11 protein-coding genes are annotated in these 14,696 nt (G+C 62.9%); all 11 read right to left on the bottom strand.

The window, feature by feature from the left end; genetic code table 11:
- Position 1 precedes the first annotated feature (1 nt).
- The 11 genes from glgX to AB1462_RS20430 all read right to left on the bottom strand — a co-directional run bounded on the left by glgX (position 2) and on the right by AB1462_RS20430 (position 14,689).
- The gene (gene glgX / locus AB1462_RS20480; protein WP_259192973.1) at positions 2 to 2,161 is read right to left on the bottom strand and encodes a glycogen debranching protein GlgX; all 2,160 of its coding nucleotides are present in this window, start codon (positions 2,159 to 2,161) and stop codon (positions 2 to 4) included.
- A gap of 132 nt (positions 2,162 to 2,293) precedes the next feature.
- Positions 2,294 to 2,563, bottom strand: a complete 270-nt coding sequence (locus AB1462_RS20475) for a DUF2934 domain-containing protein (protein ID WP_065925222.1) — start codon at positions 2,561 to 2,563, stop codon at positions 2,294 to 2,296.
- A 24-nt stretch (positions 2,564 to 2,587) separates the two neighbouring features.
- Positions 2,588 to 5,338 carry a malto-oligosyltrehalose synthase gene (locus AB1462_RS20470; protein ID WP_259192972.1) on the bottom strand — a complete coding sequence of 917 codons (2,751 nt, stop codon included), beginning with the start codon at positions 5,336 to 5,338 and terminating at the stop codon, positions 2,588 to 2,590.
- Positions 5,335 to 7,419: a 4-alpha-glucanotransferase gene (gene malQ, locus AB1462_RS20465; protein ID WP_315338230.1), complete on the bottom strand. Its 2,085-nt coding sequence runs from the start codon at positions 7,417 to 7,419 to the stop codon at positions 5,335 to 5,337. Before malQ ends, AB1462_RS20470 begins: the two co-directional genes overlap by 4 nt.
- Entirely contained in the window at positions 7,416 to 9,161 is a 1,746-nt protein-coding gene (gene treZ, locus AB1462_RS20460; RefSeq protein ID WP_259192970.1) for a malto-oligosyltrehalose trehalohydrolase, read from the bottom strand. Before treZ ends, malQ begins: the two co-directional genes overlap by 4 nt.
- Before the next feature lie 19 nt (positions 9,162 to 9,180).
- Complete coding sequence (glgA, locus tag AB1462_RS20455) at positions 9,181 to 10,737, bottom strand: glycogen synthase GlgA (protein ID WP_259192969.1); 1,557 nt, start codon at positions 10,735 to 10,737, stop codon at positions 9,181 to 9,183.
- 493 nt (positions 10,738 to 11,230) lie between these two features.
- On the bottom strand, positions 11,231 to 12,184 hold the full coding sequence (locus AB1462_RS20450; protein ID WP_367247769.1) for a D-2-hydroxyacid dehydrogenase family protein: 954 nt from the start codon (positions 12,182 to 12,184) through the stop codon (positions 11,231 to 11,233).
- Between the two features lie 25 nt (positions 12,185 to 12,209).
- Positions 12,210 to 13,211, bottom strand: a complete 1,002-nt coding sequence (locus AB1462_RS20445) for an alpha/beta hydrolase (protein WP_090403708.1) — start codon at positions 13,209 to 13,211, stop codon at positions 12,210 to 12,212.
- A gap of 44 nt (positions 13,212 to 13,255) precedes the next feature.
- A complete protein-coding gene (locus AB1462_RS20440) occupies positions 13,256 to 13,699 on the bottom strand; it encodes a YqaA family protein (protein WP_367247767.1) in 444 nt (147 codons plus the stop codon).
- Positions 13,700 to 13,702: 3 nt separating this feature from the next.
- Positions 13,703 to 14,149, bottom strand: coding sequence for a DUF411 domain-containing protein (locus AB1462_RS20435; RefSeq protein ID WP_315338237.1), 447 nt, complete (start codon positions 14,147 to 14,149; stop codon positions 13,703 to 13,705).
- A gap of 81 nt (positions 14,150 to 14,230) precedes the next feature.
- Entirely contained in the window at positions 14,231 to 14,689 is a 459-nt protein-coding gene (locus AB1462_RS20430; RefSeq protein WP_090403714.1) for an SRPBCC family protein, read from the bottom strand.
- Between the last annotated feature and the right edge of the window lie 7 nt (positions 14,690 to 14,696).

Genomic DNA, 14,696 nt, shown 5'->3' with positions numbered 1-14,696 from the left:
GTCACACCTCGTCGTCACGCTGCAGTTCGAACAGCAGCAGCGAGCGGCCGGTCACGCCGTACTCGTGCTCGAACTCAAAGCGTTCCTGGCCGCGCACCGCCGGTTCGTTGGTGTCGAGCATGCAGGTCCAGAACTCTCCCTCCGGCACCGGTGGCAGGCGGAAATTGACCATGTCGTGGTGCGCATTCACCACCAGCAGCAGGGTAGCGTCGGCGCCGGCACGGCGGATCCCGGTTTCCTGGGCGCGGCCATCCATCAGCATGCCCAGGCAACGGCCGTGGCTGTCTTCCCACTGTTCGGTGGTCATCTCATTGCCGTCCGGCGATAACCAGGTGACGTCCTTCACGCCGATATCTTCGTTGTAGTCGCCCACCAGGAAGCGCCCACGACGCAGGATCGGATAGGCCAGGCGCAGCTTGATCAGGCGCTTGACGAACTTGAGCAGCGCCTTGCCGTCGTCGTCCAGTTCCCAATTGACCCAGCCGATCTCGCTGTCCTGGCAGTAGGCGTTGTTGTTGCCGTGCTGGGTGCGGGCGAATTCATCACCGGCCACGATCATCGGCGTACCCTGGGCCAACAGCAGCGTGGCAAAGAAGTTGCGCATCTGACGCAGGCGCAGTGCGTTGATTTCCGGGTCGTCGGTAGGGCCTTCGACGCCATGGTTCCAGGACAGGTTGTTGTTGCTGCCGTCCTGGTTGTTCTCGTCGTTGTCTTCGTTGTGCTTGTCGTTGTACGACACCAGATCATGCAGGGTGAAACCGTCGTGGGCAGTGATGAAGTTCACCGAGCTGTACGGGCGGCGACCGCGATGGTTGAACATCTCGCCCGAGGCGGTCATGCGCCCGGCGAAGTCTGCCAACTGGCCGTCATCGCCTTTCCAGAAGGCGCGCACGGTGTCACGGAAACGGTCATTCCATTCAACCCAGCCCGGTGGGAAGTTGCCCACCTGGTAGCCACCGGGGCCGCAGTCCCAAGGCTCGGCGATCATTTTCAGCTGGCGCAGCACCGGGTCCTGGCGGCAGGCCACGAGGAAGCTGTGACGCTCGTCAAAGCCGTCGCGGTAGCGGCCGAGAATGGTCGCCAGGTCGAAGCGGAAACCGTCGACGTGCATCTCGGTGGCCCAGTAACGCAGGGAGTCGGTGACCATCTGCAGCACGCACGGGTGGCTCAGGTCGAGGGTATTGCCGGTGCCGGAATCGTTGATGTAGAAGCGTTTATCGTCGGGCATCAGCCGGTAGTAGGAGGCGTTGTCGATGCCGCGCATGGACAGGGTCGGGCCGCGCTCGTTGCCTTCGGCGGTGTGGTTGTAGACCACGTCGAGGATCACTTCCAGCTTCTGCTCGTGCAGGTGCGCGACCATCTCCTTGAACTCGGCGATCTTGCCGCTGGCCAGGTAGCGCGGGTCAGGAGCGAAGAACGCAATGCTGTTGTAGCCCCAGTAGTTGGTCATGCCTTTTTCCAGCAAGTGCTGGTCGTTGACGAAGGCGTGCACCGGCAGCAGTTCCACGGACGAAATGCCCAACTGGCGGATGTGCTTGAGCACGTCATCTTCCATCAACCCGGCACAGGTGCCGCGCACCGATTCACCCACCGAGGGGTGGCGCATGCTGATGCCGCGCAAGTGGGTTTCGTAGATGATCGTACGGTCCCACGGCACCCGCACCGGCTGGTCGTTGCCCCAGGTGTGCGCCGGGTCGATGACCTTGCATTTGGGCACGAATGGCGCGCTGTCACGTTCGTCGAAACTGAGGTCGTCATCCGGGTGGCCGATGGTGTAGCCGAACAGCGCTTCGGACCATTTGAGTTCGCCCACCAACTGTTTGGCGTAGGGGTCGATCAGCAATTTGTTGTGGTTGAAACGATGCCCATTGGCCGGGTCATAAGCACCGTACACGCGGTAGCCGTAGATCAGCCCAGGGTGGGCGTCGGGCAAGTAACCGTGGAAAATTTCGTCGGTGTATTCGGGCAATTCGATGCGCTCGAGTTCCACTTCGCCGCTGTCGTCGAACAGGCACAGTTCGACTTTCTCGGCGTTGGCCGAGAACAGCGCAAAGTTGACACCCAGGCCATCCCAGGTCGCGCCGAGGGGGAAGGGCAAACCTTCACGAATCCGCGACGGCTCGTTACCCGGCGTCGATGGGGTCTTATGGGGTTTGCTCATTTTGTTGCTCCTGCAAGGCTATTTTTTTTCGGGCCGAACGCGGCCCTGCTGACGAGTTTTCAGCGGATGAGAAGAAGAGTGAAATCACCTTTTGCCGACAGCGCCGGCAAAAGGTTCGTGGCCCCGTGCGCGTTAAGCCTTGGGCTTTTTCGGCGCTGGCGGCTTCTTGGCCGCCGGGGGCGCCGGTTTGCTTGCGGCGGGCGCCGGTGGCTTGGCCTTCGCCGCAGGCTTGGGTGCGGTCTTGGGCTTGGCGGCGGGCTTGGGTTTGCTCGGCGTCAGCGCTTCGGCTTCGGCCAGCTTGCGCGCCATCTCCCAGTGGCGCGCGTCTTCCCCGTGGGGTTTACCTTCAGACTCCCAGATCTGATGCGCCAGTTCGCGTATGCGTTTGTCTTCAGTACTCATCACAATGCTCCTCACAGAAAATTTTCAGCTTTCTTGATCATCAGGATTGATAAAGACATTGACCGGGAAATCCCCCAGGGCAGTGCTGATCAACAGCTCCTTGTCTGGTGTGACTGCGCCTGTATGAAAAAGTCCCTTCCAGTTTTGCGTTGGCGCGGCGAACGGTAATTTCACCCGTGTATCGCCCCAAACCTGCGCATTGATCTGGGGATGCACACCGTTTTCAAGCAGGTGATAAGGCCAACGTGGCACCACCACCAGCAGGCGTTTGCCCTGGTGTTCACGGCAGAACGCGACCACCCGCTCGGCGTGTTCGCCGACGACTTCCAGCGGTGTATAGCGGCCGCTGCGGAACACGTCCGGATGGGCCTTGCGCAAGGCCAGTACTTGGGCGATCAATGCCTGTTTGATACGCCCGTCACGCCAGTTGAACAACAGTTCGCCGATGTCCGGCGGGGTGTTGAGTGCGTGTTGCCGCGCGGTGAAATCCACCGGGCGACGGTTGTCCGGGTCCACCAGGCTGAAGTCCCAGAACTCATCGCCCTGGTACAGGTCCGGCACACCCGGCACGGTAATGCGAAGCAAGGTTTGCGCCAGCCCGTTTACCGCGCCGGCGGGGGCGATGGCCTGGGCGGCGCTGCCGATTGCGTTGCGCAGCGGCCGACCTTCCTCAGTCAGCAGCAGGCGTGTAAGAAACGCCTCGACGCCTTGTTCATAGGCCTCGTTGGGCGCGCTCCAGCTGCTCTGCAACTTGGCTTCGCGCAGGGCTTTTTGTTGCCACTGCCACAGACGCTGGTGATACCCCTCGACGTCCTCGGCCTGGTCCAGCGGCCAACTGCCCAGCAACACCTGATACAGGATCAGCTCATCGCCGGCCGACGGTGTGGTCGCGTCGTCGCGCAACGGCGCTGCCAGGGTGCGCCAATGCTCCACTTGCTCGACGTACCACGGCGCGCACTCGCTGAGCACTGCCAGGCGCGCACGGGTGTCTTCGCCGCGCTTGTGGTCATGGGTGGCGGTAGCCAGCAAGTTGTCGGGGAAACGCTGCAAACGCTGTTGGTTGACGGCATGAAACTCGGCCAGCGGCGCGCAGAACTGCTCGGTGCTGAAGCCCACGTCGTTGCGCGACAGCAGCACGGCCGAGCGGTAGAACGCGGTGTCTTCCACGGCCTTGGCCGCAGCCGGCGAGGTCAGTTGCTGGAAGCGCACGCAGGCATGCTTGAGGATCTTGCGCTCACGGCCCACCGGGCGATTGCGCCAGGGTTGGCCTCCGAGCCATTTTTCCAGATGTTCGAGCACCGGCCAGTCGCCCTCGCCGAGGGTCGTGCGGGCACCGTCCATGGCCTGCTGGAACACCGTGTCGTCATCGGCGCTACGGCCGCGGGCGCTGATGTAAGTGCGGTACACCGGGAAATGCACGATCAGTTCCTGCAACGCGCGGCGGATCGCGCCGAGGGTCAGGTCGCGGGTCATCACGTCGTCGCGGGCTACTTGTAACAGGGCCTGGGCCACGCTTTCAAAGTCGCCGCCCAAGGAACCGTTGAGGATTTGCTGGCGGGCCAGCCGCGCCTCTTCGATAAACGCTGAAGGCCGTTCGCTATGGCGCGTCCATAAGTCCGCCAGTGGCGCAAAGCCCTCGGGATGGTGTTGCAGCAGCGACAGTTGGTTCATGAATTCGTAGCCGGTGGTGCCGTCCACCTGCCAGTCGCGCCGCAGGGTTTCGCCCTCACCGAGGATCTTTTCGACGAAGATCGGCAAGTGCCGTTCGGGCGACAACGCGTCCACCCGACGGCGCAGCTTGCGGCAATAACCGCGTGGGTCGGCCAGGCCGTCGATGTGGTCGATGCGCAGGCCATCCACCAGGCCTTCGCTGATCAGTTCGAAGATCTTGCCGTGGGTGGCTTCGAACACCGCCGTGCGTTCGACCCGCAGCCCGCCCAGTTCGTTGACGTCGAAGAAGCGCCGCCAGTTGATGTCGTCCGCCGCCGTGCGCCAGCTGGCCAGGCGATAGGCCTGTTGCTCCAGCAGGTGATGCAGGCGTTGGAAACCCTCGGGTGTGCGTGCGTCGAACTCGGTCAGCCGCTGTTCGATGACCTCCAGGACTTCGGTGGCGCGCTCGGCCAATACCTGCTTGAGCCAGGCGGCTTCGGCGTAGGCGTCATCCTGATAGGCGAGGGCGCTGAAGCGGTCGGCCAGGGGTTTGAGTCGTTCATCGGAGCCGAGGATCGCCGCGTAATCCCGTGGGCAGATCGGGAAGCGGTGTTCGTAATGCTCAACGTAAAACGCACCGTGGGTTGCATCGAAATGCAGCGTCAGCGTGCCGCTCTGCAAGGCTTCGCCGTAGTCGCTGCCGAGGAAGGGCATGAGCAATTGGCCCTTGAGCAGCGGGTCGGGCGAATGCCACTGGATGTCGAAGAACTCGCTGTAGGGGCTCAGGCGCCCCCATTCCAACAGGTCCAGCCACCAAGGGTTGTCGGCGCCGCCCACGGCCATATGGTTGGAGACGATATCGAGGATCAGCCCCATATCGTGTTCACGCAGGGCCGCGACCAGACGGCGCAAGGCCGGTTCGCCGCCCAACTCGGGGTTGACGCTGGTGGGGTCGACCACATCGTAGCCGTGCATGGAACCGGCGCGGGCGCTCAACAAGGGCGAGGCATACAGGTGGCTGATGCCCAATTGGGCGAAATACGGTACCAGGGGGACCGCGTCATCCAGGGTGAAACCTTTGTGGAATTGCAGGCGCTGGGTAGCGCGCAGGGGCAGGGCTTTCATCGGTCACGCTCATAGGCTTGGTTGCGTGCGACCGCCAGCAGTTCGAGGCGGCGCGCGGCACCGGCGTTGTCGAGCAGGCTCGAGGCCTCGCCCGGTAAACGGCGGCGCCAATTAGGGTGGGTATCGGTAGTGCCGGGCAGGTTGGCTTGTTCTTCGAGGCCCAGCGCGTCTTCCAGCGGCAACAGCACCAGCGGCGCACGGGTGTGGCCGAGGTAGCGCACGCTGGCGTCGATCATGTGGTCGGTTTCGTTGCGGATCTCATCGACGAAGTTCTGCGGGTCCTGGCTCAATGCCTGGCGCAGCGCCTGGCGTTCACGCAAGCGGTGTTCGCTCCATTGCTCCACGGTGGGCGCATCGATCAGGCCCAACTGGACGTTCCAGTCGATATCGCGGCTGTGCCACCAACCGTTGAGGGTCGGCAAGTCGTGGGTGCTGGTGGTGGCCAGGGCGTTGTCCGGCCAGTCGAGGATCGGCTTGAACTGGCCGTCGTGGCCTTGTTCGAAGAGCAGCACGCGCATGCCGAGGATCGAGCGGGCGATGAGTTTTTCGCGCAGCCCATCGGGGACCGTGCCCAGGTCTTCACCGAGCACGATGGCCTGGTGGCGGTGAGATTCCAACGCGAGCAGGCGCAACAGGTCGTCCACCGGGTAATACAGGTAAGCGCCCTCGCGTGGCGAGGCGTCCATGGGGATCACCCACAGGCGTTGCAGGCCCATCACATGGTCGATGCGCAAGCCGCCGGCATGGGCGAAGTTGGCCCGCAGCATCTCGATAAAGGCGCGGAAGCCGTTGCGCTTGAGGCCTTCGGGCGAGAATGCAGAAATGCCCCAGCCTTGGCCGGCGCGATTAAGGATGTCGGGCGGCGCGCCCACGGTCAGGTCGGCCAGCAACTCATCCTGGCGGCTCCAGGCCTGGCTGCCACCGCCGTCGGCGCCGACGGCCAGGTCAGCGATCAAGCCAACGCCCATGCCACTGCCTTTGGCGGCTTGTTGGGCGCGCTCCAGGCAACGGGCGATCAGCCATTGGCCGAAGGCGTAGAAGCCGATCTCGGCGTGGTGCTCTTCGGCGAACGAAGCCAGAGCAGGGCTCTGCGGCGAACGCCACTCTTCAGGCCAGTGGCGCCAGTCCAGGTCCTCGCCCGCAGCGGCGCGCACAGCCTGTATGGCTTCGAAGCGACAATGGTTTTCCAAGGCTTCGCCGCCGGCCTGGCGGAAACTCAGAAAGTCCGCGTGCTGCGGGTGATGGCCGTGGCGGAAGTCTTCATACAGCGCGCGCAACAGGCGCTGTTTGGCCTGGGCGGCGACGGGCCAGTCGATCAGGGTGTGCTGTTCCAGCGCGTGCAACTCTTCTTCCAGGCCAATGGCTTCAATCGCATTGCGCACCTCACGTTCACCCAAAATACAGGCGGGCGAGGCATACAGGCTGTTGAGGAACAGTCGGCTGGACGGCGAGTACGGGCTGTAGCGCTCGGTGTCGGCACTGAACATCGCGTGCATCGGGCTGATCGCCAGAGCATCGGCGCCGCGTTCGGCGGCGGAACGGGCCAGGTGTTCCAGGGCCAGGGTGTCGCCGAAACCGCCATCGCCCAAACGGCGCAGGGAGTACAGCTGGGCGCTCAGGCCCCAGGCGCGGGCGGGCCGGTTGTCCACCGCTTCGGCCACGCTGTAGCAATGGCTGGGTGCGACCGCGAGGGTGAAGCTTTGGTCGTTGATATGCACCTGGTGGTAGCCCAGGGCGATAACGCCGGGCAACACCGAGTCGCCGTCGAGGCGCAGCTCCAGGGCCTCGCCGTCTTCGAGGTTGACCCGGCACAGGGTGTCGGGCTCGAAGTAGCGTGCGAGGTCGAGGCCTTCACCGCTGTCGACGGTCATCAGGGGCGGCAGGTGTTTGTCTTGTTGTACGCGCTCCAGTTCAAGCAGGCTGGCGTTGATGTCGGCATCGTTGTCGGCCGGGTGGCCCAGGCCTTTGAGAACCGCGCGCAAGGCGTCGGGTGTCACTCGTTGCGGGCGGCCGTTTGCGTCGATCCAATCGACGGCCAGGCCCGCGCGGCTGGCGAGGATTTCCAGGTTCGCTTCGCTCAAGGCTGCTCTCCAACAGGGGATAGGGTGACGCGGGCGCTGAAGGGCGGCAGTTGCGCACCTTGCAGGGCCGGCGTTTGAAACAGGACCGGCGCGGTCGCCGGGTGATCCAGCGGCGTGGCGCTCAGGTTCAGGTCGATCTGCAACAGGCTGCCATTGCCCAGGCGCCAGCGCGCACTGACGGCGCTGTCGGCCAGCACCTGCGCACCCAATGCCCGAGCGCCAGGCAGGTGCGGCACGATATGCCGGTGGCGCAGGCTGAGCAGTTGGCGATAGAGCTGGGCGTGTGGGTGGTCGGCGATCACCGGGGCCGATTGCTCGAATGTCGACAGCGCGTTGGGATCCGGGATGCGTTCACGTCGCTCGGGATCGTGGAACGCGGCGAAGTCGGCAAACTCGTTGCGCCGGCCCTCACGTACCGCTTCGGCCAGTTCGCCGTGGTGATCGGTGAAAAACAGGAACGGCTCGCGCGCGTTCACTTCATCGCCCATGAACATCAGCGGAATCATCGGCGACAGCAGCAGCAGGGCGGTCGCGGCCTCGAGCGCTTGTGGCGAGCAGAGCTGGTGCAGGCGTTCGCCCAGGGCGCGGTTGCCGATCTGGTCGTGGTTCTGCAGGAAGGAAACAAACGCCGTGGGCGGCAGTTCACCGCTCGGTTCGCCACGTTCATGACCATGACGGGTAGTGTGGCCCTGGTAGATAAACCCTTCGCCCAGGCAACGGGCGAGTTTGGCCGTGGGGTCTTGGGCAAAGTCGCTGTAATAGGCATCGGTTTCGCCGGTCAGCAACACGTGCAGCACGTTATGGAAGTCATCATTCCATTGCGCGTCGAAATCCTCCTTGAGCAGGCTGGCCTGGTTCAGCTCGTTTTCCAGCACCAGCCACACATGCCGCCCGATGTCCGACTGCTGGCGTACGCGATGCGCGAGTTCCTGGAGGAAACCGGGGTTGTCGATGGCGTGCACCGCGTCCAGGCGCAGGCCGTCGAAGCGGTACTCGAGCAGCCACATCAGCGCGTTATCGAGGAAGAAATTCCGTACTTCACGCCGCTCGAAGTCGATACCGGCGCCCCACGGCGTGTGCACGTCTTCCTGGAAGAAGCCCTTGGCGTATTGGCCCAGGTAATTGCCGTCAGGGCCGAAGTGGTTGTAGACCACGTCGAGGATCACGGCGAGGCCGTGCTCATGGGCACTGTCAATCAGGTGTTTGAGTTGCTCGGGGGAGCCGTAGGAGGATTGCGGTGCGTAGGGCAGCACGCCGTCATACCCCCAATTGCGCTCACCGGGAAATTGCGCCAGCGGCATCAATTCGATCGCGGTAAAGCCCAGCTCAGCCAGGCGTGGCAGGTGTTTTTCGACTTCGGCGTAGCCGCCCATCGCGCCTACGTGCAGTTCGTAGATCACGGCTTCGTGCCAGGGGCGGCCTTGCCAATTGGCGTGGCGCCAGGAGTAGGCGAGCGGGTCGACTACCAGGCTCCAGCCATGCACATCCGAGGCCTGGGCCCTGGACGCGGGGTCGGGAACCTCCATTTCCCCATCGATGTTGTAGCGGTAGCGCGTGCCCGCCGGGCACTTCACTTCGGTCTCGAACCAGCCATCTGCCTGGGGCAGCATGGCGATGGATTTACCGGTTTCCAATTCAACGCTGACATAAAACGCGTCTGGCGCCCACAAGGCAAAACGCGTGTGTTGCGCGTCCAGCATGATTGCGCCGTGGGGCCAGGTTTCCAAAGTCCGTAACGGCATCTATGAAGACCTCCCTTGATTATTTAGTCGATTTCCCCAAGGCCTTGGCGACCAGTTGTTCATACAGCTCGGCGTACGGTTCCACCGCCTGGCACCAGTTGAAGGGTTGGGTCATGGCGCGGCTGCGCATGGCGTTGAGCAGGCCTTTATTGGCGAATACCCGGAACGCGCGGCTCAGGGCTTCTTCGTAGCTTTCTACCGTGGATTCATTGAACAGGAAGCCGGTGACGCCATTCTCGATGGTGTCCGCCAGCCCGCCGGTATTGCGTGCCACCGGCAGCGAACCGAAGCGTTGGGCATACATCTGGCTCAGGCCGCAAGGCTCGTAACGCGAAGGCATCAGCAGGAAGTCACTGCCGGCGAACATGCGGCGCGCGTCGGTCTCGTTAAAGCCGATGCGTACACCGACCTGGCCGGGGAAGCGCAACGCCAGTTCGCGCATGGCCTGTTCTTCTTCTGGCTCGCCGCGACCAATGATGGCGATCTGGCCACCGTTCTCGACGATAAAGCTGGCCACCGCTTCGGTGAGGTCCAGGCCTTTTTGGTAAACCAGGCGCGAGACCACGGCGAACAGCGGGCCGCTGGAGTCATGCAGGCCGAACAGTTCGCGCACGTGGTCGGCGTTGATGGCCTTGCCTTCCCAGTCGCCGATATTGAAGTTGTGGGTCAGGTGCGTGTCGGTGGAGGTTTCCCAACTTTCATCGATGCCGTTGGGGATACCACTGAGCAGGCCTTGCTGGGTCTTGGCGGCGAGGAAACCGTCGAGGCCGCAGCCGAATTCCGGGGTGGTGATTTCCTGGGCGTAGGTCGCGCTCACGGTGGTGATATGGCTGGAATACGCCATGCCGGCCTTGAGGAACGACATCTTGCCGTAGAACTCCATGCCTTCCTGCTGCAGCGCGTGGGGCGGAATCCCCAACTCCGGCGTCGAGGCCAGGCTGACCACGCCCTGATAGGCGAGGTTATGAATGGTGAACAGGGTCGGTGTGCGTGACCCACGCCAGTGCATATAGGCGGGTGCCAGGCCGGCGGGCCAGTCGTGGGCGTGCACCAGGTCCGGGCACCAGTGGATTTGCGCGAGGTTGGCGGCCATGTCGGCAGCGGCCAGGCCCAGGCGGGCGAAGCGAATATGGTTGTCCGGCCAGTCGCGGCCGTTGTTGGCGCCGTACGGCGTGCCTTCGCGCTCGTAGAGCTCGGGGCAGATCAACACATAGATGACCAGGCCGTCCTTGAGGTCCATGCGCCCGATCTTGCACGGCGGCAGCGCGGCGTGGCCACCCAGTTCACCGATGATATGGATCGGGTTGTCGCTTTCCATCACCTGCGGGTAACCGGGGATCAGGACGCGCACATCGTGCAAGTGGGCCATGGCGCGGGGCAGGGCCGCGGACACGTCGCCCAGGCCACCGGTTTTCACCAGGTCGGCAAACTCGGAGGTGACGAACAATACCTTCTTTCGATTGGGATTATTACTCACGATCGGCCGCACAGTGTTGGGCAGGTCGGCCAGTGACGTTGGCCCCTCTGCCGCCTTACTAAAACGCTCTCCCTGAGTATCTACAGCGGCACTGATCATAGTTCTCTCCCAATGTTGGTTGGCTAGTGGCCCGCTGCCACTAGCTCCGAAGACCGCATCCTGCGGCCAGGCGCACAAGCGCTATACAAACTGGCAAGGCTTATGCCAGTTGCACGGTCGGCTTAAATAGATTGGATAGACGGGCATCGGGTCTGAACCGTGTGCGCTCGCCTTACCTTAAAACTGGACCTACGGCAGAGTTCGAAAGTTTCGATTTTTTGCGGGGTTTTTGTTTTGGAACGGACCCATCGGTCATCAGTCTAGGACAGATCCTAGAGCCTGTAGGGTTTATGTGGGAATTTTGTAGGACAAAAAACTTGTAACGATATGCGAAGTTGTACGCGACGAGATTTCTGCGGGGGGCGGGGGGCCTGTGGCGAGGGAGCTTGCTCCCGCTGGAGTGCGAAGTGCTCCCTGGATTTCAGGGCCGCTTCGCGCCCCAACGGGAGCAAGCTCCCTCTCCATAGGAGTGCGGCTGCCCTGTATTGGTGCGTCAGCCGAGCACGCGAATGGGCGCGCCCTTGGCCCAGGCCTGGACGTCTTCAATCATCTGCTGATAGAACTGCCGGTAGTTCTGCTCGCTCACGTACCCCACATGAGGCGTGGCGAGGACGTTGGGCAAGTGGCGGAACGGGTGATCGACCGGCAGCGGCTCCTCGGCGAATACGTCCAGTGCCGCGCCCGCCAGGCGACCAGCGGTCAAGGCCTGCACCAGCGCCTGCTCATCCACAATCGGCCCGCGCGCGGTATTCACCAAGCGGGCGGTCGGCTTCATCCAGCTCAAGGCCTCGGCGTCGACCAGGCCACGGCTGCGGTCGCTGAGCACCAAATGAACGCTGAGTATGTCGGCCTGCTCAAACAGCTCGCGCTTGCTGACCCAGGTCACCCCGGTTTGCGCGGCGCGCTCCGGCGTGAGGTTTTCACTCCAGGCAATCACCCGCATGCCGAATACCTGGGCGAACTGCGCGACCTTCTGGCCAATGCTGCCCAGCCCGAGAACCCCCAACGTCTTGCCATACAGGTCGCCGCCCAGGCCGACCTGCCAGCCACCGGCGCGCAGTGAGTTGGCTTCGGCCAGCAGATTGCGCGTAGACGCCATGATCAGCGCCCAGGTCAGCTCCGGCGCCGCCTGCTTATAGCTGTCGGTGCCGCACACCTGGATGCCCAGGGCCTTGGCGGCGGCAATGTCGATGGCGGCATTGCGCATGCCGCCGGTCACCAGCAACTTGAGGTGGGGCAAACCTTGCAGCAGGGCTTTGTCGAAGGTCGAGCGTTCGCGCATGACGCAAATAACCGCGAACCCCTTCAAACGCTCAATCATCGTGGCGGTATCGGCCGGGTAGTCGTGCAGGAAGTGCACCCGTCCCACGGCCTCCAGTACCGACCAATCCACCACGTCACTGGCCACATTCTGCCAATCATCAATGACTGCGATCTGTACCGACATTCACGCGTGCCTCGAAAAAGTTGGATTAAAGGGCGTTCAAGCCCTGCAACAGCGCCTGGTGAAACTTCGCGGGCTCTTCCATCTGCGGTGCATGGCCCAGGCCTGGGAACTCCACCAGGGTCGCGCGGGGAATCAGCTCGGCCACTTGCTTGCCCAATACCGCGTAGTTGCCGATCCTGGCCTTGACCGCCGGCGGCGCAATGTCTTTGCCTATGGCGGTGGTGTCGGCGGTACCGATGAGCAACAGGGTGGGCATCTGCAGATTCTTGAACTCGTAGTACACCGGTTGGGTGAAGATCATGTCGTAAATCAACGCCGAGTTCCATGCGACCAGCGTGTGTCCGGGGCCATTGCTCAGGCCCGCATACATGTCGACCCAACGCTCGTACTCGGGCTTCCAGCGTCCGACGTAATAGGTGTTGAGCTGGTACTTGCGAATCCCCTCGGCGCTGACTTTCTGCTCCCGCGCATACCACTGGTCGACGCTGAGGGTGGGCACGCCCAAGGCTTTCCAGTCTTCCAGGCCGATGGGATTCACCAGCCCGAGCTGCTCGGTCTGCTCGGGGTACATCAGCGCGTAACGGGTGGCGAGCATGCCACCGGTGGAATGGCCGAGCAGCGTGGCCTTTTGAATGCCAAGTTTTTCCAGCAGTTGATGGGTGTTGAGGGCCAACTGCTGGAAGCTGTACTGGTAGTGGTCGGGCTTGCTGGAGCTGCAGAAACCGATCTGGTCCGGTGCGACCACCCGATAACCGGCGTCGCTCAGGGCCTTGATCGTGCCTTCCCAGGTGGCGCCGCAAAAGTTCTTGCCATGCATCAGTACCACGCTGCGCCCGTTGGGCTGACCTTTGGCCGGTACGTCCATGTAGCCCATTTGCAGGGCTTTGCCTTGGGATTGGAAGTGGAAATGTTCCAGGGGATAGGGGTATTGGAAGCCTTGCAGCTCAGGGCCATAGCTGGCGGCGAACGCGGGGGAGATGCTGGCCGTCAGCAGGCCGGCGATGCAAAAGACGCGGGATAGAGGCATGGGCGGGGCTCCGAACAGGGTGCCCGGATGCTGTTTGCGGGGGATTAACGGGGGATTAACAACCACTGCAAGGTCACGGCGGCGAGCACCGCGTAACGCAGGCCCTTAGCCAGGGTCACCAGCAGCAGGAATCGCCACACCGGCTCACGCATCACCCCGGCCACCAACGTCAGCGGGTCGCCAATGACGGGCACCCAACTGAGCAGCAGCGTCCAATGGCCCCAGCGTTGGTAATGGTTGCGGGCTTTTTCCAGCTGCTTGTCGCTGACTGGAAACCAGCGACGCTGCTTGAAGTGCTCCACCCAGCGTCCCAGCCACCAATTGACCAGCGAGCCGAGGACATTGCCCAAGGTGGCAATCCCCAGCAGCAACCACAGGCTGTAACGCCCGCTGACCAGCAGGCCAACCAGCACCGCCTCCGATTGCAATGGCAGTAGGGTCGCCGCGCCAAACGCGGCGAGAAACAGCCCCAGGTAACCCATCAGCACCGATCAGTGCGCCGGGTAGTCCGCCACCACCACGTCCTGCCCGTCGTGGGTCAGGCCGATGACTTGATACGCCTCACCGCGCCCATCCACTTCCATGCCCGGCGAACCCATGGGCATGCCCGGTGCGGCGATTCCCAGCAGGTCGTCGCGCTTGCGCAACGCCAGCACCTGCTCGGCGGGCACATGGCCTTCGACGAACTTGCCGTCGATCACGGCGGTATGGCACGAGCCCAGGCGCGGGGCCACGCCCAGCCGTTGTTTGACCGCGCTCATGTCGGCTTCGACATGGTCATTGACCTTGAAGCCGTTGCTTTCCAAATGGCTGATCCACTTTTTGCAGCAGCCGCAATTGGCGTCGCGGTGCACGTCGATGGGGATCAGGTCGGCGGCCTGGGCCAGGGTGGTGGTGAACAACGCTGAAAGCAGGGCCAATCGCAACGGGGTTTTCATTGAGGTCTCGTCCAATACCGGGCAGTAAGCCGGGCATTCTCCCTGCTTTTATCCGTGGGACGTTGGGTTAATGTTTCAAAATTATACGGAGAGTGCGTTTTCCATCCGCTGCTTGAGCCGGTCCAACGCAATCGCCGACAGCTCGATCATGCGTTCATGGAGGCTGGCCAACTGCAATTCGGTTTCATAGGTCAGCACGCGCTTGAACAGTGTGCCGTCGCGAAAGGGCTGCAAGAAGTAGTGAATCGAGCCATCGACGGCCAGTGAGGTGAACACTGTCTTGAACTCGTCGGGACGCCGGGCGATCTGCACGCGGTAGCTCATGGGCACGCGCACTCCCAGTAAGTCGATCATTTCGGTAAAACGCGCCCCGGCGGGGAGGGAACCGGTGGTGCCGGTGTCGGCACCGAGGGAGGTGGGGTGCCATTCGTGCCAGCGATCCGGCTGGGTCACATAGTCGTAAATGGCATCGATAGGCGCCTGGATAAAACGTTCCTGACTGATCCGCTCCACGCGGACCGACTGCTTGACAGCACGCATGGCACAC

The organism is Pseudomonas sp. SB113, from assembly GCF_040754745.1.
Lineage (GTDB): Bacteria > Pseudomonadota > Gammaproteobacteria > Pseudomonadales > Pseudomonadaceae > Aquipseudomonas > Aquipseudomonas grimontii.
The sequence above is the reverse complement of the archived record's forward strand: the minus strand, read 5'-3'. Positions and strand labels throughout refer to the sequence as shown.

What these genes read in the sequence shown, in the direction of transcription:
- glgX (WP_259192973.1), bottom strand. Translation starts at nt 2,161, where the DNA reads ATGAGCAAACCCCATAAGACCCCATCGACGCCGGGTAACGAGCCGTCG.
- AB1462_RS20475 (WP_065925222.1), bottom strand. Translation starts at nt 2,563, where the DNA reads ATGAGTACTGAAGACAAACGCATACGCGAACTGGCGCATCAGATCTGG.
- AB1462_RS20470 (WP_259192972.1), bottom strand. Translation starts at nt 5,338, where the DNA reads ATGAAAGCCCTGCCCCTGCGCGCTACCCAGCGCCTGCAATTCCACAAA.
- treZ (WP_259192970.1), bottom strand. Translation starts at nt 9,161, where the DNA reads ATGCCGTTACGGACTTTGGAAACCTGGCCCCACGGCGCAATCATGCTG.
- glgA (WP_259192969.1), bottom strand. Translation starts at nt 10,737, where the DNA reads ATGATCAGTGCCGCTGTAGATACTCAGGGAGAGCGTTTTAGTAAGGCG.
- AB1462_RS20450 (WP_367247769.1), bottom strand. Translation starts at nt 12,184, where the DNA reads ATGTCGGTACAGATCGCAGTCATTGATGATTGGCAGAATGTGGCCAGT.
- AB1462_RS20445 (WP_090403708.1), bottom strand. Translation starts at nt 13,211, where the DNA reads ATGCCTCTATCCCGCGTCTTTTGCATCGCCGGCCTGCTGACGGCCAGC.
- AB1462_RS20435 (WP_315338237.1), bottom strand. Translation starts at nt 14,149, where the DNA reads ATGAAAACCCCGTTGCGATTGGCCCTGCTTTCAGCGTTGTTCACCACC.
- AB1462_RS20430 (WP_090403714.1), bottom strand. Translation starts at nt 14,689, where the DNA reads ATGCGTGCTGTCAAGCAGTCGGTCCGCGTGGAGCGGATCAGTCAGGAA.